This is a genomic window from Streptomyces monomycini, assembly GCF_022271435.1.
In the GTDB taxonomy this organism is placed as follows: Bacteria; Actinomycetota; Actinomycetes; order Streptomycetales; family Streptomycetaceae; genus Streptomyces; species Streptomyces monomycini.
Genome location: NZ_JAFIQY010000023.1, coordinates 1 through 16,290, shown reverse-complemented (window position 1 = coordinate 16,290; position 16,290 = coordinate 1). Strand labels below are relative to the sequence as shown.

Here is a 16,290-nt window from a genome sequence, read left to right as displayed (position 1 = left end):
ACTCCTGTTTCTACTCGTAGACCGGGTAGAGCTGGCCCACCCGGCCGCCCTTCTTCATGCCGAGCGTGTACTTGACACCGTTGACCGTCCCCGTCACCTGGTACTTGTGCTTGATGCCATTCTCAAGCAGAGTGTTCCGATTCTGATTCATGACCTCGCCGACCACGTGCTTGAGGTCGTCGACGGACAGCTTCGGGTCCAGGAACGACTGCTCCTTCTTGACGGAACCGTCCCAGTACTTGGGGTGGTGGCGCTTGAGGATGTGCTCCATGCCCTTCTTGTCGAGCTGGAACTCGTTGTCGCCGTAACGGAACCGCTTGGTGGTCCAGTCCCGCAGCGGGACGGGGCACCCGCCCTTGTTGTGCACCAGGACCGCGGTCGAGCCGGCCCGGACGTGGAAGGTGTGGATACCGCCGACCGTGAGGTTGAAGACACGCTGGGAAGCAGTCCAGGTGCGCGTATTCGTGACCGTTACGTTCGAGCCGTCCTCGGTACGCAGCAGCGCGCCCTTGCGGATGTCCCCGGCCTTGACCCAGGTGCCCAGGTTCTCGACCCAGAGAGGGTGCCCGTCGGTCGCGTTGACGGTGCCGGTGGCGTTGCCCTGCGGCCCGTCGGTGTCGATCGTCAGCTCGACCAGGTGCTTGGTGCCGTCGCCGACGATGACCTGTTCGACCGGCCGCGCTCCGCGCGCGCCCGTCTCGGGGTCTGCGGCGAGGACCTTGTCACCCTTGGCGATGTCCTTGATGGCCTTGGCGGAGCCGTCGGCCATCACGACCGGTGTCTCGGGGGTGAAACTGTTGACCGGGCAGAATTTCGGGAGCCTGCCCTTCTTGCTGAAGGCGGCGTTCCAGAACTTCTTGCCCCACTTGGACAGCTTCGAGCCGGACTTGGCCGTGCCGACGCCGGGGATCATGCCGGCGCAGGACGCCGCGGCGTCGGCGACCTGGCCGTCCTTGGCGTACCAGCCGCAGTTGACGCCATTGGAAATGGTGCCCACCGGACCGGGAATGGCGCCGCCGAGGTCGGCGGCGAAGTGGCCGAGGTCGGACCAGTTCAGGTCCTCTTCGTTGTCCGTCTCGGCCCGCTGCCGGAGGATCTCGTTGATCCTCTCCTGCCGTTCCCGGGCCTCCTTGTCCCGGCGCTTGGCCTCCTCCTCGGCCTTCTTCTTCTGCTCGGCGATCTCCTTGGCCCCGTCAGCGGCCTCCTGGGCCGCCTCGGAGTCCTTGCCCGCCTGGAGGGCGGACGCGCGCGCGTCGTTGGCAGCCGTCCAGGCCGAGTCGGCCGAGCCCCGGGCCATCACGGCCGACGCCTCGGCACGGGCAGCGGAGTTGGACGCGTCCAACGCGGCGCGCTTGGCGTCGGCCTCGGCGGCACGCGCCTTCCTGGCGGACTCGGCGGCCTGCCGGGCCGATGCCTCGGCCCGCTCGGCCGACTTCTTGGCGTCGTCCGCGTACTGCCGGGCCTGGCCTGCCGCCTTCTTGGCCTCAGCCGCGGCCTTGTCGGCTTCCGCGGCCGCGTGCTTCGCCCGCAGCGCGTACTCGTTGGCCTTGTGGGCGTTTTCCCGCGCCGTGGCGGCCACCCCGTCCGCCTCAGCGATGAGCCGTTCGATCTGCGCGTTGTGCGTGGCGGCCAGGCTGTCCTTGCGCTGGGCCATGTACTGCCCCGCCTCGATGAAGGTGTGCAGCAGCTGCGGCGGCCCCTCCAAGGCGATCTGGGCGGCGGCCTTGACCTCCGGACCACCGTTGCTCAGCAGCTGCAGGGCCCGGACCCGCTCGTCCGCCGCCTGGGCGGTGTACTGGCCCTGGTGCAGGAAGGCCAGCAGCTTTTCGGGGGAACCGTCGTTGAGTGCGGCCTTGGCGGCCTCCTTCACCTGCGTGGCGCCGGTGCTGTTCAGCCGCAGTGCCTGGATGCGGTACTCGGCCGACGCCACCTGGTGCTGCCCGGTGCTCAGGAAGTCGCTGACCGCCTTGGCGTCGCCCTGGAGCGCCTTCTCGGCCCCCTGCTTGACGGCCTCGGACACGCCCTCGTCCGCCAGGCGTTCCGTGCGGAAGCGTTCGTCCTGCTCGACGGCCTTCTTGTGGCCCGACCGTACGTACTTGCGCACCTCGTCGTCCGAGCCGGCCAGGGCGACCTCGGCGGCTGCCTGGCTCCAGGGACCACCGGTCTCCATGACACGCAGCGCGACCTTGCGGCCCTTGACGGCCGTGTCCTTGACCGAGCTGCCGGGCTCGGCGGCCTCGGTGGCCAGGCGGTCGGCCTCGGCGTTGAGGTCCTTGAACTCCTTCAGCGTGGCCGCTTCGACGGCCTTGCGCTGATCGTCCTCGTCCTTGAGGTCCTTGGCCTTCGCAATCGCGGCGGCCGTACGGGACGTGAGTTCTTCCTCCTCGGTCTGCCGCACCAGCGCGTGGGTCTTGCGCGCCTGTGCCACGGCGTTGGTGGCCTCGGTGGCGGAGTCCTTGGCGGCCTTGGCGTGGTTCGCCGCCTTCTCGGCCTGCTTGTTGGCTTCCCCCGCGTGCTTGGCCGCGTCCTCGGCGGCGTCCGCGGCATTGTTGGCATGCTGGGCAGCCGACCTGGCCGCGTTGCGTGACGCATACGCCTCACTCGCCGCCTGCTTCGCCAGGGCCGAGGAGCGGTTGGCCGCCCGGGTGGCCTCGGCTGCGTGGCGGCGCGCCTGCGCCGCGGCGGCACGGGCCTCACCGGAATGGGCTCCGGCCGCGTCCGCGAAACCGCTCGCCTCGCCCGCGGCGGATGCCGCGGCGTCCGCGTTACGGCCGGCGCTCAGCGCCGCACCGGCGGCCTTGCTCGCTTCGTCCGAGGCGATGCCTGCCTGATCGGCGGCGTCAGCCGCCTTCTCGGCGCCCTTGGCGGCGTCGCGGGCCTGCTCAGCGGCCTTACGCGCGGTGGAGGCCTGGGAGGCGTCCGACGCCGCGGCCGCGGCGGCGTTCTGGGCCCGGGAAGCGGCATTGGCCGCACCGGCCGCGGCGGCCGCGGCCTGGGAGGCGGCGTGTGCCGCGACACGAGCCGCGTTGTTGGCGGCGCGCGCGGCGCTGATCGCCTGCTGCGCCGCCAACGCCGCGGACTTGGCCGCCTTCGCGGCGCGGCCGGCGGCGCTGGCCGCCTTCAACGAGTCCTTGCGTGCGGCCTCGGTCTCCCGCTTGGCCTCTTCCGCGGCCTCCTTGGCCAGCTTCGACGCCTCGATCGCGCGCTCGGAGGCCACCTTGGCGGCGTCCGTCTCGCGCTTGGCCCGAGCGCCCGCTTCCTTGGCCTGCTGTGCCAGTTGCTCGATGGTCGCGCGTTCCTGGTCCCGGTCACGGGCGACGTACTGGCCGACCTCCAGGAACTCCTTGTAATCCTCGGCGGAACCCTCAAGGGCAGCCTTCGCGGCTTCCTTGGCCGCTGGGCCGCCGGTGCTCACAATCTGCAGGATCCGGACCCGGTTGTCCGCCTTTTCCGCGGAGTGACGGGTGGTGTCCAGGAACTCGCGTACGTCGTCGGGCGTGCCGTTCAGTGCCGCCTTGGCGGCCTCCTGGATGTACCGCCCGCCCGTGCTGATCGCTTGCTGGGCCTCAATGCGCTGGTCCGCCTGAAGCGGCTTCTCCCAGCCGTCCTTCAGGAAGTTCCGCAGCGTTTCCGGATTGTCGGCCGACAAAGCCTGGGTGGCCGCGCCCCGCACATTGACGCCGCCCAAGGAGACGATCTGCAAGGCTTCGATGCGGTCGTCCTTGGCTTCAAGGAGAACCTGTTCCTTGTCCAGGAAACGCTGGACGTCCTCGTCGGTACCCAGCAGGGCGGCTTCCGCAGCCGCCTTGACGCCCGGCCCGCCCTCCTGCCAGAACTTGACGATACGGCCGCGTGGGGTGTCCGGGACGGGATCGAGATTCTGATCCTCCGGCCATACATCTGATTCTTCCGTCGCGAACGCGGGACTCGTCCCCACTGCCCCCGCGACGATCGTCAGCGACAGCGCGGTCGCGCATACAGCGCGTATACCGAGCCGCCACTTTCCTCTCGCTCTCACTACACAACCCTTCAGGCTGTTCACGCCTTGCCGGCTTTCGGCGCGGTGAGCGTAACGGCGTCGGAACTGTCGGATCTCCCTCTCGGGCAGTTGACGGGGGCGCCTCGGCGGTGTCGTCCCGGCCGCTGGTCAGGCCTGGTGGGCCGCGATGACATGGGGCGCGAAGTCGGATTTGTGATCACTTTGTTACCCGTGGGTCGTAAATGGTTGGTCGGGATGTTCAGGTGATAAGTTCACCGCTGCTCTTTAATGGAATTCTCATGTGGCCGCCGTGCGGCGCCGCACACCCCTCGGAAGGAAACCCTGGTGATACTTAGCGCCCGCAAGAGGCTGGTTGTCGGCGTCGTCGGTGCCGTCGCGAGCATCGCGGCGGTCTCCGCACTCGCCACGGCCCAGGCCGCCCCGCGCACCGCGGGCGCCGGCGTGCAGCAGGCAGCGGCAGACGAAATGCCTTCCGCCGTCGAGGACTTCGGCTACCCGGGCGCGGACAAGATCCTCGCCGAGAAGGGCCTCAAGCTGCTCAAGGGGGACGGTCACATCCTTCTGACCGAGTGCTCCGGTGACTGGAAGATCAAGGTCGAGGCCAACAAGGGGTTCGACACCGTCTTCTACTGCTTCAAGGTGACCGGCAAGAAGGGGAACCTCACCATGGAGGTGCCCGACGTGAGCGGCATCTGGACCGAGAAGCAGGTCGTCAAGGCCACCCTCACCTCCGACGGCAAGAAGCAGACCGTCGTCACCAATGACGGCCCGAACCAGGTGAAGACGGTCGGCGTCGCCGACGTCCCCTCGGGCGGCAAGAAGGCCGACCTGCTGGAGCTTCGCGTCGGCTGATCGAGCGTTCTCGGGCTGCCGCTGATCACCAGCGGCAGCCGGCCATGACCACGGGGTTTGAGAAAGAGATATGTACAGCACACGTGCCCGAGCCGGATGGCTCGCTGGAATCCTCACCACCACTCTCGCGGCCGGCGTGCTGACCAGCGCCACCGCCCACGCCGTCGCGAATGCTCCGGTCGCCTCCGGTGACTACGCGTTCACCGCCAAGCTCGACATCGGTGACGGCAAGCGCAGCTGCTCCGGCGCGCTGGTCGACAAGCAGTGGCTGCTCACCGCGGCGAGCTGCTTCGCCGCCGACCCGGCCAAGGCGCCGCAGGTCTCCGAGGGGAAGCCCGCGTGGCCGACGACGGCCACCATCGGCCGTACCGACCTGGCCGGGACGGGCGGCAGCGAGGTCCAGATCGATGAACTGGTGCCCTACCAGGGCCGTGACCTGGTCATGGCCAAGCTCGCCAAGCCGGTCGCCGGCGTCACCCCGGTGACCGTCGGTACCGCCGCTCCCGTCGAGGGCGAGCAGCTCAAGGTCGCGGGCTTCGGGCGGACGAAGACCGAGTGGGTGCCGGACAAGCTGCACGCCGCCGCGTTCACGGTGGACTCCGTACGCGACGGGGCGCTCGGCCTCACCGGCAAGGACGCCTCGGTGTGCAAGGGCGACACCGGCGGGCCGGCGCTGCGGGAGAAGGACGGCCAGGTCGAGCTGGTCGCGGTCAACAACACGTCCTGGCAGGGCGGGTGCCTGGGCACCGACCCGGCCGAGACCCGCACCGGCGCCGTGGACGCGCGGGTGGACGACCTGAACGACTGGGTCAGCAAGGTCCGTTACCGCAGCGTCTTCCCCAACGCGCCGTGGGGCAAGGCCACGCACGTCGCGTCGGGCTACTTCACCGGCGGTTCGGCCGGCGGCACCCGGCACATGGACCTGATCGTGCGCTGGACCGACGCCGAGATGACCCTCTACCAGGGCGGTGACGACAAGGACGCCAAGCACCCCTTCGTCGCCGAGTACCGTCTGGCGGCCCCGAACACCCCCAAGAAGAAGAGCACCTGGGACTACGCCCGGCAGATCACCGGCGCCAGCTTCGGCAACGGCTCGGACGGTCTGGTGGTGCGCTGGGTCGACGGCGAGGTGACGCAGTACACCCACGTGGACAAGACCGGTTTCCACGGCGAGAAGATGCTGGCCAAGAGCGCCGACTGGACCAAGGCCACGCAGATCACCGCGGGTCGCTACACCGCCAACGCGCAGCGCGACGACCTGGTGGTCGTCTGGAACGACGGCCACGTCACGCTCCACCCCGACCTGGACACCAACGGTGTCAAGCCGGCCTCCCAGAAGGTCCTGGTCAAGGCGAACACCACGTGGCCGCACGCCACGCAGATCACCTCGGGCGAGTTCACCGGCAAGAAGACCGCGGACCTGCTGGTGCGCTGGTCCGACGGTGAAGCCACCATCTACCCGGGCATCACCACCGCCGGCCTGCACGGCGAGATCAAGATTCGCCCGGCCAAGTCGCCGTGGACCGGCGCGACCGTGGTCGGGGCGGGTGCCTTCGTGGCCAACGACCGGCCCAACGACGTCCTCGTGCGCTGGGCCGACCAGTCGCTCGGCCTCTACCCGGGCGTGGACGCCCAGGGGACGCACGGCGAGGTCAAGCTCGTCGGCTGAAGCACGCACAGCACCGCAGTCCGGCCGGCCGTCGTCTCCGAGGGCCGGCCGGACCGCTGCCAGGGCCACGGCCGAACGGCCGGTCTCCGGCCCTGAACCCGGCACCGGTCGGGGCGTCCCGCTCCCACCGGTGCTCTTCCATGAGCCGGTGTCCACGACACCGTGCCCCTTGTTCTTTTCCGCACGCCAAGGACCTGCCCGCCCGTGAACCCGTTCCCCACCCTGCCCACTCTGGTCGCGCGCCGGGTGCGTCAGAGCCTGTGTGCCTGCGCCCTGGCCGCCAGCCTGAGCGCCGCGGCAACCCTCAGCCCTCTGGAGGCCGCCGGCCCGTCGCGCGCCGATGCCCGCCAGGCCGACGCCGGCCTGGACAGCCCGCAGTCGCGGCACCGCGGCGACCCTGCCCTTGACCTGCCCAACCTTCTGCGGGACGGCCAGGGCAAGGAGCCCGGCGCGGGAGACACCGGTACGGCGTCGCCGGGCACCGCGGGCATTCCTGCGACGGCGTTGGCTGCGTATCGCAAGGCGGAGGGGGTGTTGCGGGGGAGCCAGCCGTCGTGCCGTCTGCCGTGGCAGTTGGTGGCGGGGATCGGACGGGTGGAGTCCGTGCATGCTTCTGGTTACGGGTTGCGTGGTGACGGCTCGACGGCACGGCCGATCCGGGGACCGCGGCTGGACGGGGCGCAGTTCGCGCTGATCCGGGACACCGATGGGGGGCGGTGGGACGGGGACGCTGTGTTCGACCGTGCGGTGGGGCCGATGCAGTTCATTCCGTCGACGTGGGGGAGCTGGGGTGCGGACGGTAATGGTGACGGGGTCAAGGACCCGAACAACATGTTTGATGCCGCGTTGGGTACGGCTCGTTACCTGTGTGCGGGGGACCGGGATCTGAGCCGGGGTGCTGATCTGGACCGGGCGATTCTGAGTTACAACAATTCGCGTGCGTACGTGAATGCCGTACGGAAGTGGATGGACACCTATCGCGGTTCCGAGGTCGCTCAGACGCCGGACGACGCTCCCGCCACGCCGCACCGGCCCGACCCCGCGGAGAGGGCGGCCGACGTACGCCGGGCGCACCAGCCCACCCGTACCGGCCGGCCGGCCCAACCGGACCGGGACCGGACGCTGCCCCAGGAATCCGGCGGCTCCAGCGGCTCCAGCGGCTCCAGCGGCTCCGGCGGCTCCGGCGGCTCCGGTGCGTCGAAGCCTGTTCCGGCGGGGCAGGGGACCGGCACCGGGAGCCGTCCGGTGGCACCCCACCGCCCGCCGGTCGAGCCCGACCCGGTGCCCGAGCCGGTCGCGGACCATCACACCGTCGTACGGCTGGAGAGCCTCGGCGACCGGCACCTGGAGGCCGAAGCCGGTACGGCCTTCGGCCGGCAGCCGCAGGTCCGGGCCCTCGACGCGCACGGCCACCCCGTGCCCGGCGCCCGGGTCACGTTCCGCGGCACCGGCCTGCGGCCGGCGGGGGAGGCCGGCACCGTGACGGTGACGGCGGACCGGGGCGGCATCGCCACCGCCCCCGCCCTTCGGCCCGGCGACCGCCCCGGACGTTTCACGCTCACCGCGACGGCGCCCGGCGGCAGCGGCGTGGCTGTCGACTTCACCGTCACCGTCCGGCCGCCCTCCTACCGTCTGGAGCTGTGGGACCAGGACCACCAGGACCCGCGGCATCCGCCGCTGTCGCTGCCGCTCCAGGCAGGTCCGGACAGCCTCCTCGCCGAGCTGCCGTCCGTGCGGGTCACCCGGAACGGCCGCCCCGCCGCCGGCGTGCGCATCGCCGTGACCGTGCTGACCGCCGTCAAGGGCGAGCAGCCGGCGCCCGCTCTCGACGGGCCGTCCCTCCGGGACGAGCACGACCGGCCGGTGCGTTCGCTGCTCCTGCCTCCTGCGGACGCCGACGGCCGTACCGCCCTGCCGCCTGTGCACACCGGGCCGCGCTCAGGGGCCTACATCCTGCGCCTGGCCATTCCGTCCGAAGACGCTCCGTCCGAAGGCGCCCCGTCCGAAGGCGCCCCGGCCGCTCCGTCCGGCAACGTCCTGGACATTCCGCTGACGGTCGCACCGTCACCGTCCACCGGGCCGCGCGTTCCCTGACAGCCCTGCTGAATTCCCTGTCCGCATGCTGCTCGGCCGGGTCGCCGGCCGAGCCCGCTTCTTCGCAAAAAGAGCACTTCATGAGACGCACATTCTGGCTGCGCGCCACCACCCTCGGCGTGGCTTCCCTGACCCTGGCCGGCCCCGGAATCTCTGTCGCGGCCGCCGCCACCCCACCATCCGCGGACCACTCGCCCGCCTTTTCCGCGGCGGTGCCGGACGCTGCGCAGCCGACCGCGGGCGTGCCGGCCCCGTCCTCCCCTGAACAGGTGCGCAAGGCGAAGGAGACCGAGCGCTACTGGACGCCGGAGCGCATTCGCAGTGCGGTGCCGGTGGAGAGCGCCGGGGCCGGGGCCAAGAGCGAGGGCGGTCAGCCCGCGCCCGGCGTGCGGCGCAAGCGGTCGGCGGAGCCGACCCATCAGGTGGCCGAGGGCATCGCCACGGTCGGGGTGTTCCTGCTGCGCGGCAGTGACGGCAGCGCGACGCACAATCAGTTCTGTACGGCCAGTACTGTCGCCTCCGGCTCCAAGAGCCTGGTGGTCACGGCCGCGCACTGTCTCAAGGGCAACACCTCGCTGCGTAACGCCGCCTTCGTGCCCGGCTACCGTGCCGGGGGCACCAAGGCGGGCCAGGCCGGCGAGATGCCGTACGGGATCTTCCCCGTGCTGGAGGGGAAGGTGTGGATCGACCACCGTTACCAGGCGAGCCCGGCCGACGACGATGTGGACTTCGCCTTCCTGCGGGTGGGGGCCAATACGCAGGGGCAGCTGCTGGAGGATGCCGCGGGCCCGGGCAACACTCTCACCTCTGTCGATTCCGCGCACCTGGCGCGAGCGGGGGTGACGGTCGTCGGCTATCCGGGGGGTCAGAAGACGCCGCTGTCGTGCACGAATGACACCCGGGCGTTCCAGGGCCGGTTCATGGAGATCCAGTGTGACGGTTACCGGTCGGGTGTCAGCGGTGGTCCGTTCATCGAGGATTTCGACGGGCGGCGCGGCAAGCTGGTCGGTGTCATCGGCGGTTACAAGACCGGCGGGCAGTACGACCACACCTCGTACACCTCGCAGTTCGACGACGATGCGGCCTGGCTGTACCGGCAGGCCGCGGCCGATCTCCCCCTGGACGGGAAGTACACGATGGGCGGGGCCGGGACCTGGCAGCACGCGCGCGCGATGACCGCCGGCAGTTTCCACAGTGCCTCGGTGCGGCGGGGGACCAGTGATCTGATCGTGCGCTGGTCGGACGGTGAGGTGTCTCTTTACCCGGGCAATGGCGCTTACGGTTTCGGCAACGACGTGCAGCTGGCCAAGGACCCGGAGTGGAAGAACGCTGCGGTGATGACGGCGGGGGACTTCACCGGGGACGGCACCAGCGATCTTCTGGTGCGCTGGACGAACGGCAAGGTCACCCTCTACAGGGACGTCAACGAGACCAACAAGCTCAAGAACGCCATTCAGCTCAAGGCGCCGAACGGTACCTGGACGCAGGCGGTGGGCATGGCCGCCGGCCGCTTCGGCGGCGGTAACACGCGCAGCGACGACGTCGTGGTGCAGTGGGCCAACGGCCGTGTCACCTTCTTCACCAACGTCGACGCCGACGGCTTCCACGCCGAGTCCCGGCTGGCCGCCCCCAACGGCACCTGGCCGCACGCCCGTGACCTGGCAGCCGGCGACTTCCGCCCGGCCACCGGCGACCAGGACCTCTTCGTACGCTGGTCCGACGGCGAAGTCACCGCCTACGAGAACATCGGCGCCCACCAGCTCAAGACCGAACACCGGTTGAGCCCCGCCAAGTCGGGTTTCCGCTCCAGCGCCCTGGCCACGGTCGGTGCCTTCGGCGGTGACACCGCCCGCAACGACGTCGTCGTCGCGTGGCCGAACGGCCGCCTCACCCTGAACGGTGACACCACCACGTCGCTGGCCCGCGAACGCACCCTGGTGCCCGCCGCCTGACCAGCGCGCAACCGTACTGTCGTACCGCAGAGCCGGGCACCGCAAGGCGCCCGGCTCTTGTGTCTGGACCGGGCGCCGGCTGCCGCTGCCGCCGAGCTCCCTCAGGATGCCGCTGGCGGGAGCGCACCTACGTGTACGTAGAATCCGCTTTTCTGCGTCCGAATCTCCATCGGCGCAGACCGAACCAGGAAGAGGAGGCCGTGTGCGTCGGCTCATATCGTCGCTGGCCGCGCTGTGCGGGCTGCTCGCCGTCGCGGCAGCCTTGCCCGCGACAGCGGCGCAGGCCGCCGGGAGCGCGGACACCGACAGGGCCGCAGGGCAGCGGTGGGCCCTGAAGTCCCAGGCGAACGGCAGGTACGTCACCGTCGAGACCGGCGGCAGCGGGAATCAGCAGGGCAAGCTGCGGGCCCACGCCGACCAGGCCGGACCCTGGCAGCAGTTCACGCTGCACACCGGCGACAAGGGCGGCACCGTGAGCCTGCGCTCCGATGCGACCGGTCTGTTCGTCAGCGCCGAGGTCAAGGACGCGGGAAGCCACAGCGGGATGCTGCGCAACCGCGGGACGAAGATCGGCGCGTGGGAGAAGTTCCAGCCGGTCCCGCAGTCTGACGGAACGTTCGCGTTGAAGTCGCAGGCGAACGGCAAGTACGTCAGTACGGAGGTCAACGGGACCGGCGCCGACCAGGATCTGCTGCGCGCCCGGTCCGACCGGGTCGGTGCCTGGGAGCGCTTCGCCTTCGAGCGGGTGGACCGGGACAGCCCGATCCCGGCCCCCGCCGCTCCGCGCGCGGACCAGGTCAACGTCATGACCTGGAACGTCTGCGGCAACAACAACACCCAGTGCGGCAACGCGCACACAGGCGCCGACAAGCTGGCGGCCGAGATCGCGTCGCGGCTGCGCCCCTCCGCCGATGGCCCGCTGCCGGACGCGGTGTTCTTGCAGGAGTTCTGCGAGAAGCACGCCAAGCCGGTGGAGGAGAAGCTTGAGCAGGCGACCGGCCACGGCTGGAACGTGTTCTTCGCGCCCATCCACTACAACGCGGGTGCGCTGAAGGCCCAGAAGCAGTGCGACACCGCTGGGGACGTGGACCGTGGCTCCTACGGCATCGGGCTCGCCGTGCCGGACGGGAGCTCCTGGTTCCAGCGGTACGACCTGACCTCCCCGGACACCAACATCCGGGGCGGCAGGACGGAGCAGCGTACCGCCCTGTGCGCCGCGCTGCCGAACCGCGCGCTGCTGCTGTGCACCACCCACTTCAGCGCGGGCGGACCCGCCTACGACGACGCGGACGGCAGCTTCCGCCGCGCTCAGGCGGGCGAACTGCTGCGCATCGTCGGCCAGCCCGGGTACCGCACCGTGTTCGGCGGCGACTTCAACGTGGTGCCGCCGGACGCCGCCAAGGGGGAGTCCCGCGACGTGCTGGAGCCCGTGTACGCGCGGTACCGGGAATGTGCCCAGCTCGGGAATCCCGGTGCGCCGCGCGACGGCCGGCCGACCATCCGCGACATGAAGATCGACTACATCTTCGCTCCGAAGAACGCCCCCTTCACCTCCTGCGCCCTGTCCCCGCAGGCCAGCCCCTCCGACCACCGCACGCTGTACGGCACCATCGCCCTGCCCGCAGCCTGACAACGAAACGAGAGACGAACCGTGCACCGCAGAATCTCGCGCCCGGCGTGGCTGACCACCGTCACCGCCACCGTGGTCGCCGCCGGCGCGCTCACCGTCGCCCCGGCCCAGGCCGTCGTCGGCGACCCCGCCGCGGACAAGGCCTTTCCCTTCACCGCGAAGCTCGACATCGGCGACGGCGAGCGCGGCTGCTCCGGCGCCCTGGTCGACGCTCACTGGATCCTCACCGCGGCCAGCTGCTTCGCGGACGACCCCGCCCAGGCCGCCGAGGTCCCCGCGGGCAAGCCCGCCCGTAAGACCACCGCCACCCTCGGCCGCACCGACCTGACCACCCCGACAGGGCAGGTTCGGGAGATCGTCGAACTCGTCCCGCGCGCCGACCGTGACCTGGTCCTCGCCCGGCTCGACAAGCCGGTCACCGACATCACCCCGGTCGCCCTCGGCACCTCGGCGCCCGCCGCGGGCGAGGAACTGCGGGCCGTCGGCTACGGCCGCACCAAGACCGCGTGGGTGCCCGACCGGCTGCACAGCGGCGCCTTCGGCGTCGACTCGGTCGGTGACGGCCGGATGAGCATCGCCGGCAAGGAGGGCGCCGCCGTCTGCAAGGGCGACACCGGCGGCCCCGTCGTCCGCGAACAGGGCGGCCAGTACCGGCTCGTCGCCGTCAGCAGCCTGTCCTGGCAGGGCGGGTGCCTCGGCACCGACGCGGCCGAGACCCGCACCGGCGCCGTCGCGACCCGGGTCGATGACGTCAACGCGTGGGCCAGTACCGTCGTCCGCAGGCTGGTGCTGAAGTCCGTCGCGAACGGCAAGTACGTCACCGCCGAGATCAACGAGACCGGCAACCAGCAAGGCAAGCTGCGGGCCCGCGCCGACAAGATCGGATCCTGGCAGCGGTTCACGCTGACCGACAACACGGCGGACGGCACGGTGAGCCTGCGGTCCGAGCCGAACGACCTGTTCGTCAGCGCCGAGATCAAGGACGCGGGCAACCACAGCGGCATGCTGCGCACCCGCGGCACCACCATCGGCTCCTGGGAGAAGTTCGTGCTGGTGCCGCAGCCCGACGGCACCTTCGCGCTGAAGTCGAAGGCGAACGACAAGTTCGTCAGCACCGAGGTCAACGGCACCGACGGTGACTACGGCCTGCTGCGCGCCCGTTCCGTCCGCGCCGGCGGCTGGGAGCGCTTCACCGTCGAGCGGGTGGACGCGATGCGGACGGCGCCGACCGCCCCGTAGTCCCGCTTCGGGTGGTCCCGCTCCGGACAGCCCGCCCGGTCGGCCGCACCGGCCGTGGCGGGCTGCCCGCGGAGACCGGCGAGCCGGTCGAGGAGCTGGTCGCGGACGGCCACGAGGTCGTCGATGCGTTCCGGGAGCAGGGAGAGGCGCAGTTCGAACCGCCGTTGGACGCGAAGACGGCCAGCCGGTCCTCGCCGCCCGGCAGGTGGACGGCCGGGTTGGTACGCGGCAGACCCGACCTCGCCCCGGTGGTCGTCAGCAGGAGCAGCGGCTGCCCTGCGAACACCCCGCCCACCCGGCCCTGGCTGGCGTGGAACTCTTCGATGACGCGCTGGTTGGCGGCGTTCACGCGGCCACCTCGCCGGGCGTGGCGTGGCCCGCCGGTACGGTCCGGGCAGCCGTACGCCGCCGTTCGCCGAGGTGTTCGACGAGGGCGATCGCCAGGGCGGCCAGCGCCACCAGCCCGCCCGTCACGGGGAGCCGGCGCAGGCCCGCGCCGGTCGCGATCACGCGGCCGCCCAGCCAGCCGCCCCCGGTGATGCCCAGGTTGAACGCCGAGCTCCGCACGGTGAGCGCCAGGAGTACGGCCAGCAGTCGTCGGCGCCGTACGGCCGTGGTGGTCAGGGCCAGGACGGGGCCGCCCACGACGACCGTCAGGGCGAAGACGCCGACCAGCAGGCCGGCGGTCGGCAACGGCACACCGGCGGCCGTGGCGATCTCCGGCAGCGGCCCGGCGGCCATCATCTCGCCGGTGCCGAGGACGAACGCGCACCAGGTCAGCAGGGCGAGCGCCCACCGGGGGGCGGCCGATGGCGGTGTCCGGGGCGGTGTCCGAGGTTTCCATGGCGACACCCTCGACCCTGCCGTCGGCGTGAAGGTCAAGCCGGGCCGTGCTCTGGAGGCCTTGGCACCGCGCACCCTCGGAGGCGGATCTTCCACTTTTCGGTGGTGTGGTTGTCGCGCCGGACCGCATCCACACCCGCGAAGTTGGGCAGCCTCTCCCCGGAGGCGGCGCGGACGGCTTCGGCGGTCGCGCCCGCCACCCGGCCGCGTGTCGCGGGCGCCCCTCAACTGTGTGCGTGTGAACGGGAGTTCGTAAAGAAGCGTACAGGTGTGCGGGCGTCCCCCTCGGGGGGAGGTGGCGCGGGGTGGCGAAACGCCGAAGTGGGTCGGTACCCCACCCCCGTAACAACTAGCGTGCGTGCTCCGCGAACTGCCGACGGCCGATCCGGAGAACGCCGATGCCTGCTGCATTTCCCCAGGGGCCCCCTGCCACCCAGGAGACCTCGGGATCTCTGGGGCCCCCGGACCCGCACGGCCCCCAGGGGGCGGGCCCCGTCCCGGCGGCCGCCCGGCCCCGGGAGCGGGAGGGCGGGCGGCACGGCCGGGCCGCGTTCCCGGAGACGGCCGCCGATTCGGCCGTACGGACCCGCCTGGTACGGCTCGCCGCCGTGCCCTGCCTCCTCGTCGCCGCCGTCTGCTCGGCCACCACCGCCTTCGTCGTACGGGTCGGCGGCACCGGGCTGACCGGCCGCGAGTGGGCCGTACTCCTCGGCGCCTGCGTCCTGGTCTGCGTCATCGTGACGGCCGCCGGCGCCGCGGCCAACAACGAGGCACGCGCCGCCGTCGCCCGCCACGCCCGGCTGCGCGAGGTGTGCGCCCGCGGCCGGCACGACCTCGACGACCTGCTGGACCGGGTCCGTCAGGGCGAGTGGCTCCAGCCGCGGGAGGGCGAACCGGCCGCGCCGCCCGCCGGGGACACCCTCGACCTGCTCGCCCACGAGGTGGCCGCGGTGGGCCGGGCGGCCGAGACGGCCGTCGTGGACGCGGTGGCCATCGCCCGCAGCCACGCCAGCGGCAACGAGCAGAAGGTCGAGGTGTTCGTCAACCTCGCCCGGCGCCTGCAGTCCCTGGTGCACCGCGAGATCGAGCTGCTGGACGAGCTGGAGAACCAGGTCGAGGACCCCGACCTGCTCAAGGGCCTCTTCCACGTCGACCACCTGGCCACCCGCATCCGCCGGCACGCCGAGAACCTCGCCGTCCTCGGCGGCGCCATCTCCCGCCGCCAGTGGAGCCGCCCGGTCACCATGACCGAGGTACTGCGCTCCTCCATCGCGGAGGTCGAGCAGTACCCGCGCATCAAGCTGGTGCCGCCCATCGAGGGCACCCTGCGCGGCCACGCCGTCGCCGACGTCATCCACCTGCTCGCCGAACTCGTCGAGAACGCCTCCGTCTACTCCGCCCCGCACACCCATGTCCTGCTCCGCGCCCAGCTGGTCACGGCCGGCCTCGCCGTCGAGGTGGAGGACCGGGGCCTGGGCATGTCCACGGCCGAGCAGACCCGGATGAACGGACTGCTCGCCGACCCCGACCACGTCGACGTGGCCGAGCTGCTGAGCGACGGGCGCATCGGGCTCTTCGTGGTCTCCTCGCTCGCCCGGCGGCACGGCATCGTGGTCCGGCTCCAGGGCAACATCTACGGCGGCGTGCAGGCCGTACTCGTCGTACCGAAGGGCCTGCTGGGACCGGAGTCCGAACAGCCGCAGGAGGGTGAGCAGTACGTGGACTCCGGAGAGATCACCCTGACGGTGTCCGAGCCGCCCTCCCTCCCCGCCGCCGACACCGCGGCCGGCCACCGGAGCCCGTACGACGACTCCGCACCCGCCGGGCCCGCCTCGCCGCACGGGCCGCGCCGCAGGCTCGTGCACGCCGCGCACGGCGCGCCGGTCGCCGGGGCGGCCGCCGGAGCGTACCCGGACGTCGCGTACGGCGAAGGGGTGTGGCCGAGCGCGGCCGGGACACCGCCCGCCGGCACACGCGCCGTGGGCGCCTCCACCGCACCGGCCGGCGGCCC

Annotated in this window: 10 protein-coding genes; 7 read left to right on the top strand and 3 right to left on the bottom strand. The window is 71.5% G+C overall.

Annotation, left to right across the window (positions count from 1 at the left end):
• Positions 1-10: 10 nt before the first annotated feature.
• On the bottom strand, positions 11-3,937 hold the full coding sequence (locus JXZ78_RS24080) for a polymorphic toxin-type HINT domain-containing protein (protein WP_050502935.1): 3,927 nt from the start codon (positions 3,935-3,937) through the stop codon (positions 11-13).
• Between the two features lie 387 nt (positions 3,938-4,324).
• Between JXZ78_RS24080 and JXZ78_RS24075 the strand changes: the two genes are divergently transcribed.
• From JXZ78_RS24075 to JXZ78_RS24050, 6 genes are all read left to right on the top strand, one after another.
• Positions 4,325-4,852 carry a hypothetical protein gene (locus JXZ78_RS24075; RefSeq protein WP_030023890.1) on the top strand — a complete coding sequence of 176 codons (528 nt, stop codon included), beginning with the start codon at positions 4,325-4,327 and terminating at the stop codon, positions 4,850-4,852.
• A gap of 70 nt (positions 4,853-4,922) precedes the next feature.
• On the top strand, positions 4,923-6,521 hold the full coding sequence (locus JXZ78_RS24070; RefSeq protein ID WP_238783337.1) for a S1 family peptidase: 1,599 nt from the start codon (positions 4,923-4,925) through the stop codon (positions 6,519-6,521).
• Between the two features lie 204 nt (positions 6,522-6,725).
• Entirely contained in the window at positions 6,726-8,615 is a 1,890-nt protein-coding gene (locus JXZ78_RS24065; RefSeq protein ID WP_238783336.1) for a lytic transglycosylase domain-containing protein, read from the top strand.
• Between the two features lie 80 nt (positions 8,616-8,695).
• Positions 8,696-10,567, top strand: a complete 1,872-nt coding sequence (locus JXZ78_RS24060; protein ID WP_238783335.1) for a trypsin-like peptidase domain-containing protein — start codon at positions 8,696-8,698, stop codon at positions 10,565-10,567.
• 202 nt (positions 10,568-10,769) lie between these two features.
• The gene (locus JXZ78_RS40840) at positions 10,770-12,197 is read left to right on the top strand and encodes an endonuclease/exonuclease/phosphatase family protein (protein WP_050502938.1); all 1,428 of its coding nucleotides are present in this window, start codon (positions 10,770-10,772) and stop codon (positions 12,195-12,197) included.
• Between the two features lie 21 nt (positions 12,198-12,218).
• The gene (locus JXZ78_RS24050; RefSeq protein ID WP_050502939.1) at positions 12,219-13,436 is read left to right on the top strand and encodes a trypsin-like serine protease; all 1,218 of its coding nucleotides are present in this window, start codon (positions 12,219-12,221) and stop codon (positions 13,434-13,436) included.
• Here the strand turns inward: JXZ78_RS24050 and JXZ78_RS41140 are convergent.
• Both JXZ78_RS41140 and JXZ78_RS24040 read right to left on the bottom strand, forming a co-directional pair.
• Positions 13,387-13,722 carry a nitroreductase/quinone reductase family protein gene (locus JXZ78_RS41140; protein ID WP_372498441.1) on the bottom strand — a complete coding sequence of 112 codons (336 nt, stop codon included), beginning with the start codon at positions 13,720-13,722 and terminating at the stop codon, positions 13,387-13,389. The genes JXZ78_RS24050 and JXZ78_RS41140 overlap by 50 nt on opposite strands.
• A 59-nt stretch (positions 13,723-13,781) precedes the next feature.
• On the bottom strand, positions 13,782-14,288 hold the full coding sequence (locus tag JXZ78_RS24040) for an MFS transporter (protein ID WP_208870231.1): 507 nt from the start codon (positions 14,286-14,288) through the stop codon (positions 13,782-13,784).
• A gap of 389 nt (positions 14,289-14,677) precedes the next feature.
• Here JXZ78_RS24040 and JXZ78_RS24035 point away from each other — a divergent pair.
• Positions 14,678-16,290 (top strand): ATP-binding protein (locus tag JXZ78_RS24035; RefSeq protein ID WP_238783334.1); only part of this gene is annotated, 1,613 nt, incomplete at its 3' end.

Coding starts and splice junctions, on each gene's coding strand:
- JXZ78_RS24070 (WP_238783337.1), top strand. CDS start 4,923: ATGTACAGCACACGTGCCCGAGCCGGATGGCTCGCTGGAATCCTCACC.
- JXZ78_RS24060 (WP_238783335.1), top strand. CDS start 8,696: ATGAGACGCACATTCTGGCTGCGCGCCACCACCCTCGGCGTGGCTTCC.